The organism is Planococcus sp. 11815, assembly GCF_051096385.1.
In the GTDB taxonomy this organism is placed as follows: Bacteria; Bacillota; Bacilli; order Bacillales_A; family Planococcaceae; genus Planococcus; species Planococcus citreus.
Map to the genome: position 1 here is coordinate 1,927,740 of NZ_CP096991.1, position 16,876 is coordinate 1,944,615.

Consider the following 16,876-nt stretch of genomic DNA (forward strand, 5'->3'; position numbering starts at 1 on the left):
TTTCAGCTTTCTTTCATTTGCTGGTACTCGCGGAAACGGCGGTGCACCGTCGCTTTGCTTGCTTGGTAGCCGAAGCCTTGCAGCGTAACCGCGATTTCATGGAAGGTCAAGCCGCTCGCTTTCAAGCTGACGATTTGGTCTACCGGAAGATCCAAGCGCTCACGGCCGTCCGGATTGCCTTTTCCTTTCAAATTGCGTTCTGGCTTGTAGCCGTTCTCCACAGCACGCTTCATGCCCCGTTTGATCTTGGCATTGTGGATTTTGCGTTGGTATTCTTCAACTATAGCCAAGATTTCGAGCACCATGTCATCCATATCGTTCAAAGCGATCGGGCCGTGGTCGGACAGGGTGTAGACATCGACTTCATGCTTTTTCATGACATGCAATAAAGCGATGCGGGCATGCCCCCTGCCTAAACGCGTTTCATCCTGGATGAAAACGGCATCAACTTTTTCGCTTTTGACTTGGTTGAGCATCTCGAGAAGCCCTTCACGGTCCATCTCATAGCCGCTATGTTGGTCAATGTAAACGTCTTCGACCAGGTAGCCTTGCTCGAATGCAAATGCCAGCAATTCTTCTTCCTGCCGTTCAAGTGAAGTTTCCTGCTCGTCTTTAGTGGTACTGACACGGCAGTAAACTAACGCTTTTTTCTTCATTCTGCATCACCTGCGTAGTATTTAGTTTCATCCGGAGAAAAGTTCAACTGATCTGCAGGAATCTTCAACGATTGCCCTGCTACGATTTTTGTCGTCTTCAAATTATTCACTTCCATAATCTCTTCTATCCATTCATGGTGGGGAGTTTCGCCGCTGAACGATTCAGCCAGCTCCCATAGCGTATCACCTTTTTCAATTTGCAGCTCACCCAGTTGCTGCTTTTCGGCATTATGGCTGATCACCGCGTAAAATGTAAACACTACAATGAGTGAGAAAAAGAAAACCAAATATGAGTTCCGTCGAAAGAATGTCATTCAAGCCGCCTCCTTTAGAATATTTGTTCGGAATGTATGTTCTCATATTAAAGCGAACAAGCGTTTCTTGTCAAGATTAAATTCGAACCTATGTTTGCATTTCAATGCCCGAGTTGCTATACTATAGATAGTTAATCTTAAATAAATCCTATAAAGAGGTGAAACTGGTGAAAAAAGTATCTAAGCGTCAGGAAGACATCCTGAATTTCATAAAAGATGAAGTCCGTGCAAAAGGCTATCCACCCTCCGTCCGGGAAATCGGCGAAGCGGTCGGCCTAGCATCCAGTTCGACTGTCCACGGCCATCTAGCGAGACTCGAAAGCAAAGGCCTCATCCGCCGTGACCCAACTAAACCGAGAGCAATCGAAATCATCGGCTCCGAAGAAGCACTGATCGATAAGAGCCCTGTACTTCATGTGCCGCTGATCGGTAAAGTTACAGCAGGTATGCCAATCACTGCGATTGAAAACGTGGAAGAGTATTTCCCGCTGCCTCAAACATATGGCACAGAGGAAGATCATATTTTCATGCTCGAGATTATGGGTGAAAGCATGATTGAAGCCGGCATTCTAAATGGCGATTACGTCGTCGTCAAACAACAGCAAACTGCCAACAACGGAGACATCGTCGTCGCGATGACCGAAGAAAATGAAGCCACGGTCAAACGCTTCTTCCGTGAAGATAATTACTTCCGCCTGCAGCCTGAAAATTCATCGATGGATCCGATCATCGTTGACCAAGTGAGCATTCTCGGCAAAGTCGTCGGCGTTTACCGCCAAATCCATTAAGAACGCCGCTTCAATTCAAGAAGCCATAGAAAAAAGGAGGAACGCATGACTTCCTCCTTTTTTCTACGGCTTTTTTATCGGTAATAATCTTATGTAACCTTAAAAATATGAAAACAGCTGGGGAACTATCACCAGCTGTCTATATTGTGTTTTTTAACTTGTTTGCGTTTCCGTTACGACGATGTATTTGACCAAGTTAATGGTAATGCGATAAATCTTGCCATTCGCTTCGTCAGTCAATTCATAGGTGCCGTTCGATGGCACTTGGCTGATGGCCGATTCCTTGTCGATCGCTTTCACTGTATGCACGATGGTATTCCCTTGATCAAAGAAGAATTCTACTTGAAACGTTTTCACCGAGATTCCTCCCTTCGACATGAATGGATATGCATTTATTAGTGTAGCATAAACTGCCGCTTAGTTTCGGTTTTGCCATTCCTTGAAAATCATAACTTTTAAAGCCAGCATTTCTTCTTCATTCAAATCATCGTCGAGTTCCTTCATGACTTGTTCAGCTGTCATCGTGTCGTTTTCGACGGCATTCTTCATTTTCAACAAATTGCGAAAACCGACTTTCTCCATCATAACGCTAGCCGCATCCTCTTTGGTCTCAAAAGCCAGTTCCTGCTCTTCTGGCGCTTGTTGAGGGTCGATTTCAATAGAATCCCCTTCATCTATGTTTCCTCCTTCAAACTGCTCGTCCATGCCGCTGCCTTGAGATTCTTCCGGAATCTCTTGCTGGGACTGCCATTCTTCCATATAGCGGCTGACTTCCGGGTCCGCCTCGATTTGCTGGACCATTTCCTCCATCTTGCCGCTTTGCTCGAGTTCTTCAAATGCTTTTTGCGCTACTGCCTCCGAAGATAGATTCGGCCCCACCGCATATAAGGTGATTCCTGCGAATGAAAAGGCAATGAGAAAGACGATGATGACATTCATAAACCGCATTTTATCCCTCCAGATATTAAAAGTTCTTTCATATAAGTAAAATCTTACCACGTTTTCTTCGCTCAGCGTATGTGTGAAAGGGCACAATCTTAAGACTGTTTTCCTTGAGTGGTCCTTATATCTCTTACCGTATGGCCTAAGTCATTACCAACCATAAAAAAACCGGAGCGCTGGGCTCCGGTTTTTTCGTTATTAATACATTTTCAAGTATTGCTCGCGCTCCCATGGGTGGACGCTAGTTCTAAACATATCCCATTCGATTTCCTTCGCTTCCACGAAGTTATTCAAAATATGTGAACCGAGAGCTTTTGTCATGACTTCATCGTTTTGCAGCTCATCAAGCGCCGCATACAATGTGCCCGGCAGATCTTCAATGCCGACTTCTTTGCGTTCTTTGCGGTTCATCGCATAGATATTGCGGTCAACTGCTTTTGGTGGAGTCAAGTCACGCTTGATACCGTCAAGGCCAGCGCCAAGCAATACAGCCATAGCCAAGTAAGGGTTCGCAGCAGGGTCAACAGAACGCACTTCTACGCGCGTAGACAAGCCGCGTGAAGCAGGGATGCGGATCAACGGGCTGCGGTTCTGGCCAGACCAAGCGATATAGCAAGGTGCTTCATAACCAGGAACCAAACGCTTGTAAGAGTTGACTGTCGGGTTTGTCACAGCGGTGAATCCTTTTGCGTGCTCAATAATGCCAGCCAAGAATTGGTATGCTGTTTTGCTCAACTTCATGTCGCCGTCTTCGTCAAGGAAAGCATTTTCGTTGCCTTTGAACAAGGAAACGTTCATGTGCATGCCCGATCCATTGACGCCGAACAATGGTTTCGGCATGAATGTTGCGTGAAGGCCGTGTTTACGGGCGATCGTTTTAACAACCAATTTAAACGTTTGGATATCATCGCAAGCTTTGATGGCATCTGCATATTTAAAGTCAATTTCATGCTGTCCTGGCGCTACTTCGTGGTGGGATGCTTCGATTTCAAAGCCCATTTCCTCCAGCTCAAGTACGATGTCGCGGCGGCAGTTTTCGCCAAGGTCCATCGGTGCCAAGTCAAAATAGCCACCGTGGTCATTCAGCTCAAGAGACGGTTCGCCTCTTTCATCAAGTTTGAACAGGAAGAATTCCGGCTCTGGCCCTAGGTTGAAATGAGTGAATCCAAGTTCTTCCATCTCTTTCAAGACACGCTTCAAGTTTGTACGTGGGTCGCCAGCAAATGGCGTGCCGTCCGCATTGTAAATATCGCAGATCAAACGTGCAACTTTACCTTTTCCTGTAATCCATGGGAATACAACCCACGTATCAAGGTCAGGGAACAAATACATATCGGATTCTTCGATGCGGACGAAGCCGTCGATAGAAGATCCATCAAACATCATTTTGTTGTCGAGTGCTTTTTCAAGCTGGGATGTTGGGATTTCTACGTTTTTGATAACGCCGAGAATGTCGGTGAATTGCAGGCGGATAAAATTGACGTCTTCTTCTTTAACCAATCGAATAATGTCTTCTTTTGAATACTTGCTCATGTACTGTTCACTCTCCTAGGTTATATTATGTAGCCCGCTTATTTAAAGAAACGGGATAAATCACCGTGTCGTTGGGATGCCTGGCTAAACGGCCGTGCCTGATGCTTCATCTCCTCGCGCAGCAAGCTGCGGAGTTCTGCATCACTCAATGTCTTCGGCTCGGCTTGGTCGTTTTGCGGCATCTCTTTTGATTCGTACAGTTTTCTGATGCCTGCAACGTTAAGTCCCTGCTCCAGATAATCCTTGATCTCGAGCAGTGCATCGACATCATTTAATGAAAACATGCGCTTATTGCCTTCTGTCCTAGCCGGACTGATCAGCTTTTGCTCTTCGTAATAGCGTATTTGCCGTGCTGTCAAATCCGTCAGTTGCATTACGATGCTGATCGGGAGAATGGGCATGGTGCGGCGAACCCGATTTGTCATAAGTTTCACCCATTTCACTAATTACTACATTTTCAGTTTATTACATGTCAGGTTATTTGTCAAACAGATGTTAGATTTTCTGACATGGTTTTTTCAAACTATTTTTAATAGCTCTTATAGCAACTGTTCTTTCTCCAAAGCTTGCAATGCGTTGACGACCGCCAGCTTTACATGCTCATAAGTCAATCCACCCTGCACAAAAGCTGTAAATGGCGCCCGAATTGGCCCATCAGCTGTCAATTCGATGCTCGCGCCTTGAACGAAGGTACCGGCTGCCATGATGACATCGTCTTCGTAGCCAGGCATATAGGCCGGTTCAGGCAGAAATTGTGCATTAACTGGAGAATTCGCTTGGATTGCGCGGCAAAACGCCACCATTTGCTCAGCTGTCTGGAACGATACCGACTGGATTAGGTCTGTCCGCTCTGCACTATAATGAGGGCTGGTTTTCATGCCGGCCGTCTCCAATAAAGCTGCAGTGAAAATCGCACCTTTCAAAGCCTGCGACACGACATGCGGAGCCATGAAGAACCCTTGATACATGTCAGCGAGCGCATTGAGCGAAGCTCCAGCCTCCCCTCCTATACCCGGAGAGGTCATGCGGTAAGCGCATTTTTCAACAAATTTGTGTTTACCAGCGATGTACCCGCCGATTTTGGCAAGTCCGCCTCCCGGATTCTTGATTAATGAACCCGCGATGAGATCTGCACCCGCTTCAATCGGTTCTTCGGTTTCCACGAACTCGCCGTAGCAATTATCGACGAATATGACAGCGTCCGGCTTGATGTCCCGGATTTTTTCGACCATGCCCTTGATTTCACTGATGGTGAAAGAAGGACGGTTATCGTAGCCTCTCGAACGCTGGATCGCGACCATCTTGGTATTGACTGAGATGGCTTGTTCAACGGATGGCCAATCCACTTGGTGTTGTTCGTTCAGGCCCACGTGCCGGTAGGAAATACCAAAATCCTTAAGGGAACCTGTATCTTCCTCTCCGCCAGAGACAATTGAAGCAAGCGTGTCATAAGGCTCGCCTGTGATATATAGTAGTTCATCCCCTGGCCGCAAGATGCCGAACATCGAGATGGTAATGGCGTGCGTGCCTGAGATGATCTGCGGGCGGACCAGCGCCGCTTCTGCCTTGAACACATCAGCATAAACACGCTCCAACGTATCTCTGCCTTCGTCATCATAACCATAGCCTGTAGATGGATGGAAGTGATGGTCGCTCACTTTCTGCCGGTGGAAGGCTTCAAGTACTTTTTGCTGGTTGTGCAAAGCGATGTCATCGGCCGCTTCTAATTGCGGTCGAATCATATCTTCTGTCTTTTTGATTAGGTTATACATAGGAATCTCCATTTCTCTTCGGTGGTTGATTGCTCATTAAGCTATTTGAAAATGTCTCCAATTCTGCTACAATTCATAGAGTTGTTTAAGTTAAGGAGGGCGTCGAATAATGGCTTGGGAAGTACTAAGCGCCATCGGGACCATTGCTTTCGCGGTATCCGGGGCGATCATTGCCATGGAAGAAGAATACGATATTTTCGGCGTCTATCTGCTTGGCGTCGTTACGGCATTCGGCGGCGGAGCCATCCGCAATCTATTGATTGGGGTGCCCGTATCCGCTCTATGGGAACAGGAATTCATGTTCCAATTGGCGCTCATCTCCATCACCATCGTGTTCTTGTTTCCGCATAAGACACTGGGCCACTGGAATCGCTGGGGCCATTTCTTCGATGCAATCGGCTTGTCCGCATTCGCGGTGCAAGGCGCTTTATTTGCGGTCGAATTAGGGTTGCCGGTCTACGCAGCCGTTGTGGCTGCAGTGCTGACGGGGTCAGGCGGCGGCATGGTGCGGGATCTTCTCGCAGGAAGAAAGCCCCTGGTGTTAAAGGCGGAAATATATGCTGTCTGGGCAGCAATCGCAGGGTTGCTGATCAGCATTGATGTCATCCGGACCGATTTTATGCTTTACGCCTTGTTTTTCGCCATTACACTGCTGAGGATCTTATCCTATACGTATAAATGGAAATTGCCAACACGAAAAATTCTCACCACATCATAAAAGCCGACCGGCAAATGCCGATCGGCTTTTTCTCATCCGTAAACAGTAACACCGCGCCATGAAGACATGCCGCCATCGACATTGACTGAATGGAATCCATTAGACTCCAAGTATTCTGAAGCTTTCGCGCTGCGGCCGCCTGCCTGGCAGACGACATAGTATTCTTTCGAGGAATCCAATTCCCCTGTACGCTCCGGCAATTCGCCGAGCGGGATGTGCTGTGCTCCCGGAATCATGCCGGCAGCCACTTCATCTTTCTCACGAACGTCGATGATGTGGAGTTCGTCTCCGGCATCCACTTTCTGGTTCAGTTCATCTGTGCTGATTGATTTCATTCGCTATTCCTCCCATTGATTATTTGCGCTATTGCATTGTTTATTCCTGATGCTCGATCGATACCGGTTTTGACGGTGAAAAAGTCGAAATGGCATGTTTGTAGATCAATTGTTGCTTACCTTCCGTTTCCACCAGCACCGTGAAATTATCATAGGATTTGATGGTGCCTTTCAATTGGAAGCCGTTAAGCAAAAACACCGTGACGAAAATATTGTTTTTGCGCAGCTGGTTTAAGTATACATCTTGGATATTAACCGGTTTCATGGAACTCCCCCTGTTTCTCTAGCGTATAGTTTTGGCCATTTGTTCAATTCGACGATTCCGGTCGCTTTCCTGCCAGAAGCGCATAATTTCTTCCAAATTGTTTTCTGGATCTATTGTTGCATCCAGCCAAAGAATCGGCATTTTATTGCGAAAATAAGTAAATTGGCGCTTAGCGTATTGTCTTGAATTGCGTTTCAGTTTAACAATTGCCTCTTCCAATGGATACATGCCATCGAAATATCCATACAATTCCTTATACCCGATCGCTTTAATGGACTGAACATCACGCAACCCACTGTCATGCAAGCGCCGAACTTCATCCAGCAAGCCGGCTTCCATCATCCCGTCGACGCGGCTGTCGATGCGCTCATACAATTCGGCCCTTGGCACATCGAGGCCGATGATCAATTCATCATACATCGGCGTCCTTGCCAGACTGCCGTCTTCTTTTTCCTCGCCGCTCAATAAAATCTCCAGCGCACGCAAGACGCGTCGTGTATTGTTCGGGTGGATGTCGATGTCCGGATCCAAGGCCATTAATTTGCTGTGCATCGCCTCGGGCCCAAGGTGTTCGAGCTCAGCTTGCAACGCGTGCCTGAGTTCTTCATCGACTTGCTGCTTGGAGAAGCGGTAATCGAACAGCACCGATTGGACATATAGCCCCGTCCCACCGACAATGATCGGCAGCTTGCCGCGCTGTTGGATTTCTGCAATCTTCTCGCGGACCAGCGATTGGTATTCAGCAACTGAAAACGATTCGTCCGGGTCCCGGATGTCGAGCAGATGATGCGAAATGCCGTCCATCTCCTCCGGCCGGATTTTGGCCGTTCCGATATCCATTCCCCGATAAACCTGCATTGAATCCCCGTTGATGATCTCTCCGTTAAAACGTTTGGCAAGTTCGATGCTAAGTGCGGTCTTGCCGGAAGCGGTTGGGCCAACAATGGCGATTACTTCAACCATAATCATTTATCCAATCGATAATGACTTGCTGATACGTTTCAGCGTTCAACTCATGCAGCACTTCGTGGCGGCCTTCTTCTGCCATATAGACTTTCACTCTTTCAATGCCCGCTTTCTCGAATTGGGCAGCCGCTTCGAATACGCCGCTGCCTTTCGCGCCGACCGGGTCCATCGATCCGCTGATGAACAAGACGGGTAGCTTTTTGGGGATTCGCCTGACTTCACCCATCTGGTGAATAATCTCCAAGCCTTCGAACAAGTCGACATAAAATTGGTTGGCCATTTCAAACCCGCACCACGGATCCGCTTCGTATTGTGCGACCGTTTCTGTTTTGCGGCTCAACCAGGAAAACTTGGATTTTTCATCCAGAAAATCTTTATTGTAACTGCCGAAGATCAACTTCCCGAGAATCGGGTTGATCGCTGTCTTCCCCTCGAGCCTGCTGAAGCTTTTCGCGGCAGCGATGCCTGCAGACAATGAAAATCCAGGATGCCCGCCGGTCCCAGACAGCACAGCACAGTCCACTTGCTTTCCATAAAGCTGCAAATAGCGCCTGGCGACAAATGATCCCATCGAATGGCCAATCAACGTGAACGGCAGCTTTCCGATTTCATGTTGTGCATGAACAATGGCTTCGTGTGCATCTTCAACGACGCGCAAGAAGCCCTCGTTTTCCGCAAAATATCCAGCTGCTCCATTGTGTTCCGCTGTTTTGCCGTGGCCTCTTTGGTCATGTGCCGATACTGAATATCCTTGTTGGTTCAGTGAACGGATAAAATCTTGGTAACGGCCGCTATGTTCAGCCATCCCGTGGATAATATGCACATGGCCTTTCGGATTTTCCGCCCTATGCATGCTGCAGTAGAGTTCGTGGCCATCCGACATTCGAACGAATGAACTTGTCATGTCCATCGATTCACATCCTTTCTATAACCTTATAATGATATATCTTTTGCCATTCCCTTAAGTAGTTGCCGATAAGTCTAAGAACTCAATTCATGACGCGCTTGAACATTTTTTCGATATCGTAGGTTTTAAAATGAATGATGACCGGGCGCCCGTGGGGGCAAGTGAATGGCTGTTCTGCATTTTTCAAATCAGCCAATAAACGTTCCATGTCATGCTTTTGCAGAAAGTGGTTCGCTTTGATCGAACGTTTGCAGCTCATCATGATCGCCGCATCTTCACGCATTTTCTTGATATCGACTTTGCGCTCGGCCAACACTTGCTCAATCAAGTCCTCAATGACTTCCTGTTCAAAGCCTTTCGGGAACCAGGTCGGGTATTCCCTGACAATGAACGTCGTATCGCCGAATTCCTCGAGAAACACGCCGCTTTCTTCCAAGGCATTCAATTGATCTTTCAAATGCAACGCCTCATCGCGGCTGTAATGGAAGGTTAACGGCAGAAGCAGCGACTGGCGTTCGTTCGAGTCAGTTTCGCCGACTTTTTCACGGAAAAACTCATACTTGATGCGTTCTTGAGCTGCATGTTGATCGATCAAATAAAAGCCGTCAGAGCTTTGTGCCACAATGTAAGTCCCGTGGATCTGGCCGACCACTTCCAGTTCCGGAAATTGCGGACCCTCGTCAATCGCTTGACGGCTTTCGGGTTCATCAAATGGCCCTTGCACGTCTTCTACCGGTTCCTGGGCCGGTTCAATGACCGGTTCAAGCCTTGGCTCCAGCTTGAAATCCTCGACCCGCTCTTGCAGTTTGTCCTGTTTCCAATCCATCGATGACAGGGGTTCCGGTTGATGGCGCGCCGTTTCTTCAACGGGGCGCTTCCACAAATCCAATTGCCGGCTCGGCGCCTGCTTGGCCGGTTTCGGCTTCTCGATGACCGGTGCGCGAACGGCGGTCTGGATGGCACGTCGAATCGTGTCATGGACCAGTTCGAGCAATTCCTTTTCTTTGCTCAGCCGGATTTGCTGTTTCGAAGGATGGACGTTGACATCGGTCAAATACGGGTCCCCTTTGATATTCAAGACGACAATCGGCTGGCGCTCAAGCGGCAGGAATGTATGATACGCTTTGTGCACCGTATTGGCGATGGCGTAATGCTTGACCCAGCGGCCATTGACGAACAGCGAGATGTAATTTTTATTGGCGCGCGTAATTTCAGGCAATGAAGCAAAGCCCTCGATTTGGTAATCAGGCGATTCGCCTTCAAACGCGACCATTTTCTTGGCAATGGCCACTCCGTAAATATCCGCCAGCACACGGCGGATCTCGCCGCTTCCTGCAGTCTGGAGGAGTTGCTTGCCGTCATGGACCAAGCGGAATGAAACCCCTGGATAACTGAGCGCGAAGCGGTTCATCAAATCGATCGTGTGCCCGAGTTCTGTCTGCAAGGTTTTCATATACTTCAATCTTGCCGGCGTATTGAAAAACAATTGGCCGATGCGGATATCTGTGCCTTGCCGCAATGCCCCTGCACGCTGAACGGTCAATCGCCCGCCTTCAATCTCCAGATGGGTCCCTGTCGTTCCGTCGGAAGTATGCAATACCACTTTCGAGACGGAGGCGATACTTGCCAGCGCCTCCCCACGGAAACCGAGCGTGCGGATGCGAAATAAATCATGTTCATTCTCGATTTTGCTTGTGGCATGTCTTGAAAAAGACAATAACGCGTCTTCTTCGTCCATTCCCGCCCCGTTATCGATAATTTGTATCGATGTCAGCCCTGCTTCCTGCAAAAGCACTTCAATAGCTGTGCTGCCGGCATCAATCGCATTTTCCACCAATTCCTTAACGACAGAAGTCGGCCGTTCGACGACTTCCCCTGCCGCGATTTTATTGGACAGCGGTTCGTCCATCAACCGGATTTTGCCCATGGGATCAGCCTCCTCCGCTTATTTTCTCCTGCAAGTCGTTGATCAGCTGCAATGCTTCAAGCGGCGTCATTCGTGAAATCGACGCATCTTTTATCGTTTGCAGCACTTCTTCATTCACCGTATCCCGTTCATCAAAAAACGATAATTGTTCTGCCTGCTGCTGCGTTTTGTGGTTATCTGCCTCGAAACTAAGCAATAATTCGCGCGCACGGCGCAAAATCGCTTCCGGCAAATTGGCCAGTTCCGCCACATGGACGCCGTAGCTCTTATCGGCCGGCCCGCGTTTCACTTTATGCAAAAACACAACTTTTCCGGATTGCTCCATTGCCGAGACATGGACATTGCTCAGCTTCGGCAAAGTTTCTTCCAAAGCCGTCAATTCGTGGTAATGCGTTGAGAACAAGGTATTGGCGCCGATCTGTTCATGGATGTATTCAATCATCGACTGTGCCAGCGCCATGCCGTCATAAGTGGAAGTGCCGCGGCCGATTTCATCGAATAATAACAAACTGCGTTCCGTCGCATGGGTGATAGCGTATTGCGATTCCATCATTTCGACCATGAATGTACTTTGGCCTGAGACGAGGTCATCCGCAGCGCCGATGCGCGTGAAAATCTGGTCGACAATCGGCAATTCCGCAGAAGCCGCTGGGACGTAGCTGCCGATTTGTGCCAGGACGATCGTCAAAGCGACTTGGCGCATATAAGTGCTTTTCCCCGACATGTTCGGACCAGTGATCAATAGCATATTGCCGTCGTCGCCGAGTTCACAGTCGTTCGGAACATAATGCTGTTTATTGAGCATTTTTTCGACGACTGGATGGCGGCCTTCGCGGATCGAAATTTTCCGCCCGTCGTTAAATGCCGGTTTCGTGAAGCGGTATTTTTCCGCGACTTCCGAAAAGCTGATATAGACGTCGAGTGCGCTGACTTTTGAAGCTAATTGCTGAATTCGCGAAATGTATTCCTTTACTTGCTCGCGCACACTGACGAATAATTCGTATTCCAGTGTCAGGCTCTTTTCTTCAGCCGTTAAAATCAAGGTTTCTTTTTCTTTCAATTCCGGCGTAATATAGCGCTCAGCGTTTGCCAAGGTCTGTTTTCTTTCGTATCGTTCAAGGTCCGCCAAATGCATATTGGCTTTTGAAATTTCAATATAATAGCCGAAAATCCGGTTATAGCCGATCTTCAACGAACGAATTCCGGTTTTGGCCCGTTCTTTTTGCTCGAGTTCCGCAATCCAGTCCTTGCCGTTTCGTGAAGCGTCCCGGTATTCATCCAATTGCGCGTTGAAGCCGTCGCGGATGATGCCACCTTCTTTGGCGGATAGTGGCGGATTGTCGCTGATCGCTGACAGCAACTCGCAAACTTCCGGGCACGGGTCCAAACCGGCGCTGAATTGCTCGAGCGAGGCATGGCCTGAATCTGCGAGCTCGCGTACGAGTTCTGGAATCTTCTCCAAGGAATTGCGCAGCTGCGCCAAATCCCGCCCGCTCGCGCTGCCGAATGCCACACGTCCAGACAAACGCTCCAAGTCATACACTTGTTTCAATAATTGCTGCAATTCCACGCGCACGAAATAGCGGTCCATTAAAGCTTCGACCATTTGCTGCCGTGCTTCGATTGCAAAGCGGTCCGCCAAGGGCTGATGCAGCCATTGCTTTAACTTGCGGCTGCCCATGGCCGTGACCGTTTCGTCCAATAGCCATAATAACGTGCCTTTATTGTCTCCGCCGCGAATGGATTCAATCAACTCCAGATTGCGTTTCGAGTAATAATCGATGCCTAGGATGCGGGCATTTTCACGGAATGTGAAGGGCTGGATATGGCCGAGCGATTGCTTTTGGGTCGCTGCGATATACGCAAGCAATCGCTTGCCGCACATTTCCAACTCGCTCGGGCATTCGGCGAACAAGGCCGGTTCCGCCGTAAAAGGCGCTTCCATATGCTCGACTGATAAAATCAGTTGCTGATCTTCTTCTGCTAGCAATAAGCGTAATTGCTCCGAGACGACCAGTTCACGGATGTGCAGCGCCTGGAGTTCGTTGAGCAATGCTTTTTCGTTGCCTGCTATGTATGTGGCGGTTGATTCGCCCGTTGAAATGTCCAAATACGCCAGGCCGAAACCGCCTGCTACTTCATCGGCCGCCGCTATGAAATTATTCGCCTTGGCATCGACGCTCTTGCCTTCGGTATGCGTTCCAGGCGTGATGAGGCGGACCACTTCGCGCTTGACTACGCCTTTGGTCGTTTTTGGGTCTTCCACTTGTTCGCATACCGCGACTTTATGCCCTTTTTGGATCAGCTGGTCAATATAGTTTTTCGCGGAATGGTGCGGCACCCCACACATCGGAATGCGGTCTTCTCCGTTGCCGCCGCGGCTCGTCAATGTGATTTCCAGCAACTGGGACGCTTTGATGGCGTCGTCGTAGAACATTTCATAAAAATCGCCTAAACGGAAAAACAGGAATGCATCCTGGTACTCTGATTTCACTTGCAAATATTGTTGGATCATTGGTGTCGGTGCCATTGTCTACCCTCTCTCATTCAATCAATTGTCCGTTTCCCCATTATAACAAACTCGCAGTCAGAAACGAAAAAACTGAAAGAGCTGGGCTCTTTCAGTTTCTATAAGATTACCGCGCAATTCGTTCCGCGCTGTGGCTTATGAGCAGCTTCCGCCGCCATCGTTTCTTACTTTGGATCCTGTTTCGCCGCGCAGCAAGTCGCCGCCGGTATCCGTGATGATGTTGTTCGTCACTTGATTGGCGATCGCCGTAGAAACCATCTGCAATAGCGAGTTAACATCGCTTTGTGATTGCTTGAATTCCTGAACGATCGGCACAGCGTCGATTTCATCTTCGATTTTCTGGATTTTCTTCTCGATCAATTCAAGCGCGCGTTCTTTTCCGTAATGCTGGAAATTGACGGCTTGTTTTTGAAGGCTTTTCAAGCTGGCGATTTTTTCGCGGATCTGCTGGTTTTCATTGATCTGTGCTTCTGCACGTTTAAAGAAGTCCACTTCTTCTGTTTCAGCGATCATGTCCGCCACTTCACGCGCTTTATCGACGATTTGTTGTTTTGTATAAGTCATTACCGTAGACACCCATTTCCTGGTCCGGTACCGAGAGCCGGCATCAGACGCTGTATTTTGATTTTCTCTATCTGTCAGAACACTTTCGCTTACGATTGTACAGTGAATCCGCTAAGCCCGACAAGAATTTCGTCTCAAGCCAGCCATTCGTCCATCTCTAACCATTATACTGAACGGATGGGGCTTGATACAAGCTGTCCGGGCAATTGTCGTTAATTCGACACCGGGATCATGCCTGGAAAGGGTAATCCTCATTGATATAGATTCTCTCGCAACTCAAAGCTTTCCCTGTATTGTCGTCAATCTCCGTGAAAAATCCGCTGACGACCGAACGGCCCGATTTAGGCACTTCAAAGCGCGTCGGCATATTCGTCTTGAAACGGTATAGAACCGAGTCCTTTTTCATGCCAAGGATTTCGTCGTACGGGCCAGTCATGCCGACATCCGAAATATACGCCGTTCCGCCAGGGAGAACACGTGCATCCGCTGTTTGGACATGGGTGTGCGTCCCGACAACGACAGAAGCGCGGCCATCCAAATGCCAGCCCATCGCAATTTTTTCGCTTGTCGCCTCCGCGTGGAAGTCGACAAAGACGAGCGGCGACACTTGCTTGGCTTCTTCGATCAATTCGTCTGCCATCTTGAACGGATCGTCATGTGCAGGAAGGAACACGCGGCCGTGCAAATTGATGACCGACAAAGTTTTGCCGTTTTTCGTGACAGTTCCCATGCCGCGTCCAGGTGCCTCTTCCGAAAAGTTCGCCGGGCGGATCAAGTAATCCACATCGTCGATAAAATCAAAAATTTCTTTTTGGTCCCACGTATGGTTACCCATCGTCACCATGTCGACCCCCATGAACAATAGATCCTGGTAAATCGATTTGGTAATGCCGCGTCCTGCAGCGGCGTTCTCGCCGTTTGCGATGACGACATCGGGTGCATATTTGCGCTTCAGCCGCGGCAAATAACTTTCGAGTGCTTCTCTCCCGATTGACCCTACAATATCCCCGATAAATAAAACTTTCATGCAATCACCTTTCTCCATAAGAAAAAGGCTTCTTTGAATGGATATTCAACGAAGCCTTTTTCGTTTTTTTATTTTGCGTATTCAACGGCACGCGTTTCGCGGATGACCGTCACTTTGATATGTCCTGGATAATCCAGTTCTTCCTCAATGCGCTTGCGGATATCGCGTGCAAGGCGGTGAGCTGTCATATCGTCGATCTGCTCTGGGCGAACCATGATCCGGATCTCGCGGCCTGCTTGGATGGCGAACGATTTCTCGACCCCTTCGTAAGACTCCGAAATCTCTTCCAGCTTTTCAAGCCGGCGGATGTAGTTCTCGAGCGTTTCGCTTCTGGCACCTGGGCGTGCTGCGGATAATGCATCCGCAGCTGCGACGATGACCGAAATGACCGAAGTCGCTTCTGTGTCGCCGTGGTGGGAAGCGATGCTGTTGATGACGACTGGATGTTCCTTGTATTTTGTGCCGAGCTCCACACCGATCTCGACGTGGCTGCCTTCAACTTCGTGGTCGATGGCTTTACCGATATCGTGCAAGAGACCTGCGCGTCGTGCAAGTGTCACATCTTCTCCAAGCTCTGCTGCCATGAGGCCTGACAAGAACGCCACTTCCATTGAGTGTTTCAAGACGTTCTGGCCATAGCTCGTGCGGTAGCGGAGTCGACCGAGTATTTTGATCAAGTCTGGATGCAAGTTATGTACACCTACGTCAAATGTGGTTTGTTCCCCAATTTCACGAATTTGTTCATCGACTTCACGTCTTGACTTCTCAACCATTTCCTCGATTCTCGCTGGATGGATGCGCCCGTCCGACACCAGTTTCTCAAGTGCCAGACGCGCCGTTTCGCGGCGGATCGGATCAAATCCGGAAAGAATGACCGCTTCCGGCGTGTCATCGATAATCAAATCGATACCGGTCAAGGTTTCAAGCGTCCGGATATTGCGTCCTTCACGCCCGATAATGCGGCCTTTCATCTCATCATTCGGCAAGTTGACCACGGAAACGGTCGTTTCCGCTACATGGTCTGCAGCAAAGCGCTGCATCGCCAGCGACAAGATGTTCTTCGCTTTTTTGTCCGATTCTTCTTTGGCACGGGCTTCCGATTCTTTGACCATGACCGCGATGTCTGTCGACAATTCATTCTCCACTTGCTCGAGAATGATGCTTTTCGCTTCTTCACGCGTCAACGATGAAATCCGTTCCATTTCGGTTTGTTGCTGCTGAACCAAATTCTCAGCTTTGCTCTCCATCTGTTCAATATGCTGTTGTTTTTCGGCAAGAGCCTGATCCTTGCGTTCAAGGCCGGCCTCACGTTTGTTTAATGCATCATCCTTGCGATCCAAATTTTCTTCTCTTTGCAACAACCGATTTTCGTGTTTCTGCATTTCCGATCGGCGTTCGCGAATTTCAGATTCAGCTTCAGTACGCAATTTATGATTTTCGTCTTTCGCTTCCAGCAAGGCTTCTTTTTTCAGCGCCTCTGCTTCCCGTTTTGCATCTTCGACGACTTGCTCTGCGGAATGTTTGGCGCCTGCCATTTTGGAATCGTTTGCCTTTTTCAATGCAAAATACCCAACAACTACACCGACGATGATACCAAGCAAAGCGAAGATGAACTCAGTAATACCCATTCGG

The 16,876-nt window shown here is 48.7% G+C and carries 18 protein-coding genes; 2 read left to right on the forward strand and 16 right to left on the reverse strand.

All coding sequences use genetic code 11. The annotated features are described in order from the left end of the window. Positions 1-2: 2 nt before the first annotated feature. Together M1Q06_RS09875 and yneA are read right to left on the reverse strand one after the other, a co-directional pair. Entirely contained in the window at positions 3-656 is a 654-nt protein-coding gene (locus M1Q06_RS09875) for a YneB family resolvase-like protein (protein WP_434399491.1), read from the reverse strand. Beyond that, positions 653-970: a cell division suppressor protein YneA gene (gene yneA / locus M1Q06_RS09880; protein WP_121297621.1), complete on the reverse strand. Its 318-nt coding sequence runs from the start codon at positions 968-970 to the stop codon at positions 653-655. Before yneA ends, M1Q06_RS09875 begins: the two co-directional genes overlap by 4 nt. 167 nt (positions 971-1,137) lie before the next feature. Here yneA and lexA point away from each other — a divergent pair, with 167 nt between their 5' ends. Then, positions 1,138-1,758 (forward strand): transcriptional repressor LexA, encoded by a 621-nt coding sequence (gene lexA / locus M1Q06_RS09885; protein ID WP_068462754.1) that lies wholly within the window; start codon positions 1,138-1,140, stop codon positions 1,756-1,758. 153 nt (positions 1,759-1,911) lie between these two features. Here the strand turns inward: lexA and M1Q06_RS09890 are convergent, their stop codons facing one another. The 5 genes from M1Q06_RS09890 to M1Q06_RS09910 form a co-directional block, all read right to left on the reverse strand. Continuing rightward, complete coding sequence (locus tag M1Q06_RS09890; protein ID WP_121297622.1) at positions 1,912-2,115, reverse strand: hypothetical protein; 204 nt, start codon at positions 2,113-2,115, stop codon at positions 1,912-1,914. A gap of 60 nt (positions 2,116-2,175) precedes the next feature. Beyond that, positions 2,176-2,706, reverse strand: coding sequence for a hypothetical protein (locus M1Q06_RS09895; protein WP_434399492.1), 531 nt, complete (start codon positions 2,704-2,706; stop codon positions 2,176-2,178). A 192-nt stretch (positions 2,707-2,898) separates the two neighbouring features. Further along, positions 2,899-4,233 carry a type I glutamate--ammonia ligase gene (gene glnA, locus M1Q06_RS09900; protein WP_101190491.1) on the reverse strand — a complete coding sequence of 445 codons (1,335 nt, stop codon included), beginning with the start codon at positions 4,231-4,233 and terminating at the stop codon, positions 2,899-2,901. Positions 4,234-4,271: 38 nt separating this feature from the next. Continuing rightward, positions 4,272-4,658 (reverse strand): MerR family transcriptional regulator, encoded by a 387-nt coding sequence (locus tag M1Q06_RS09905; RefSeq protein WP_121297624.1) that lies wholly within the window; start codon positions 4,656-4,658, stop codon positions 4,272-4,274. Positions 4,659-4,772: 114 nt separating this feature from the next. Continuing rightward, complete coding sequence (locus tag M1Q06_RS09910; RefSeq protein ID WP_434399493.1) at positions 4,773-6,005, reverse strand: aminotransferase class I/II-fold pyridoxal phosphate-dependent enzyme; 1,233 nt, start codon at positions 6,003-6,005, stop codon at positions 4,773-4,775. A gap of 109 nt (positions 6,006-6,114) precedes the next feature. On the opposite strand from M1Q06_RS09910, the gene M1Q06_RS09915 reads away from it, so the two are divergent. Beyond that, positions 6,115-6,723 (forward strand): trimeric intracellular cation channel family protein, encoded by a 609-nt coding sequence (locus M1Q06_RS09915; protein WP_121297626.1) that lies wholly within the window; start codon positions 6,115-6,117, stop codon positions 6,721-6,723. A gap of 32 nt (positions 6,724-6,755) precedes the next feature. Here M1Q06_RS09915 and M1Q06_RS09920 read toward each other — a convergent pair whose 3' ends face one another. From M1Q06_RS09920 to rny, 9 genes are all read right to left on the reverse strand, one after another. Then, a complete protein-coding gene (locus M1Q06_RS09920) occupies positions 6,756-7,058 on the reverse strand; it encodes a rhodanese-like domain-containing protein (protein WP_274623695.1) in 303 nt (100 codons plus the stop codon). Positions 7,059-7,098: 40 nt separating this feature from the next. Continuing rightward, positions 7,099-7,323, reverse strand: a complete 225-nt coding sequence (gene hfq, locus M1Q06_RS09925; RefSeq protein WP_112231553.1) for an RNA chaperone Hfq — start codon at positions 7,321-7,323, stop codon at positions 7,099-7,101. An 18-nt stretch (positions 7,324-7,341) separates the two neighbouring features. Next, positions 7,342-8,286, reverse strand: coding sequence for a tRNA (adenosine(37)-N6)-dimethylallyltransferase MiaA (gene miaA, locus M1Q06_RS09930; protein ID WP_121297628.1), 945 nt, complete (start codon positions 8,284-8,286; stop codon positions 7,342-7,344). After that, positions 8,279-9,199 (reverse strand): alpha/beta fold hydrolase, encoded by a 921-nt coding sequence (locus M1Q06_RS09935; protein WP_434399494.1) that lies wholly within the window; start codon positions 9,197-9,199, stop codon positions 8,279-8,281. The genes miaA and M1Q06_RS09935 overlap by 8 nt, the downstream gene beginning before the upstream one ends. A gap of 79 nt (positions 9,200-9,278) precedes the next feature. Then, positions 9,279-11,123, reverse strand: coding sequence for a DNA mismatch repair endonuclease MutL (gene mutL / locus M1Q06_RS09940; RefSeq protein WP_434399495.1), 1,845 nt, complete (start codon positions 11,121-11,123; stop codon positions 9,279-9,281). Between the two features lie 4 nt (positions 11,124-11,127). Next, positions 11,128-13,653, reverse strand: a complete 2,526-nt coding sequence (gene mutS / locus M1Q06_RS09945; RefSeq protein WP_121297631.1) for a DNA mismatch repair protein MutS — start codon at positions 13,651-13,653, stop codon at positions 11,128-11,130. Between the two features lie 135 nt (positions 13,654-13,788). Beyond that, on the reverse strand, positions 13,789-14,217 hold the full coding sequence (locus M1Q06_RS09950) for a RicAFT regulatory complex protein RicA family protein (RefSeq protein ID WP_058380497.1): 429 nt from the start codon (positions 14,215-14,217) through the stop codon (positions 13,789-13,791). Between the two features lie 229 nt (positions 14,218-14,446). Then, a complete protein-coding gene (locus tag M1Q06_RS09955) occupies positions 14,447-15,244 on the reverse strand; it encodes a TIGR00282 family metallophosphoesterase (RefSeq protein ID WP_434399496.1) in 798 nt (265 codons plus the stop codon). A gap of 68 nt (positions 15,245-15,312) precedes the next feature. Then, on the reverse strand, positions 15,313-16,872 hold the full coding sequence (gene rny, locus M1Q06_RS09960; RefSeq protein WP_121297632.1) for a ribonuclease Y: 1,560 nt from the start codon (positions 16,870-16,872) through the stop codon (positions 15,313-15,315). Between the last annotated feature and the right edge of the window lie 4 nt (positions 16,873-16,876).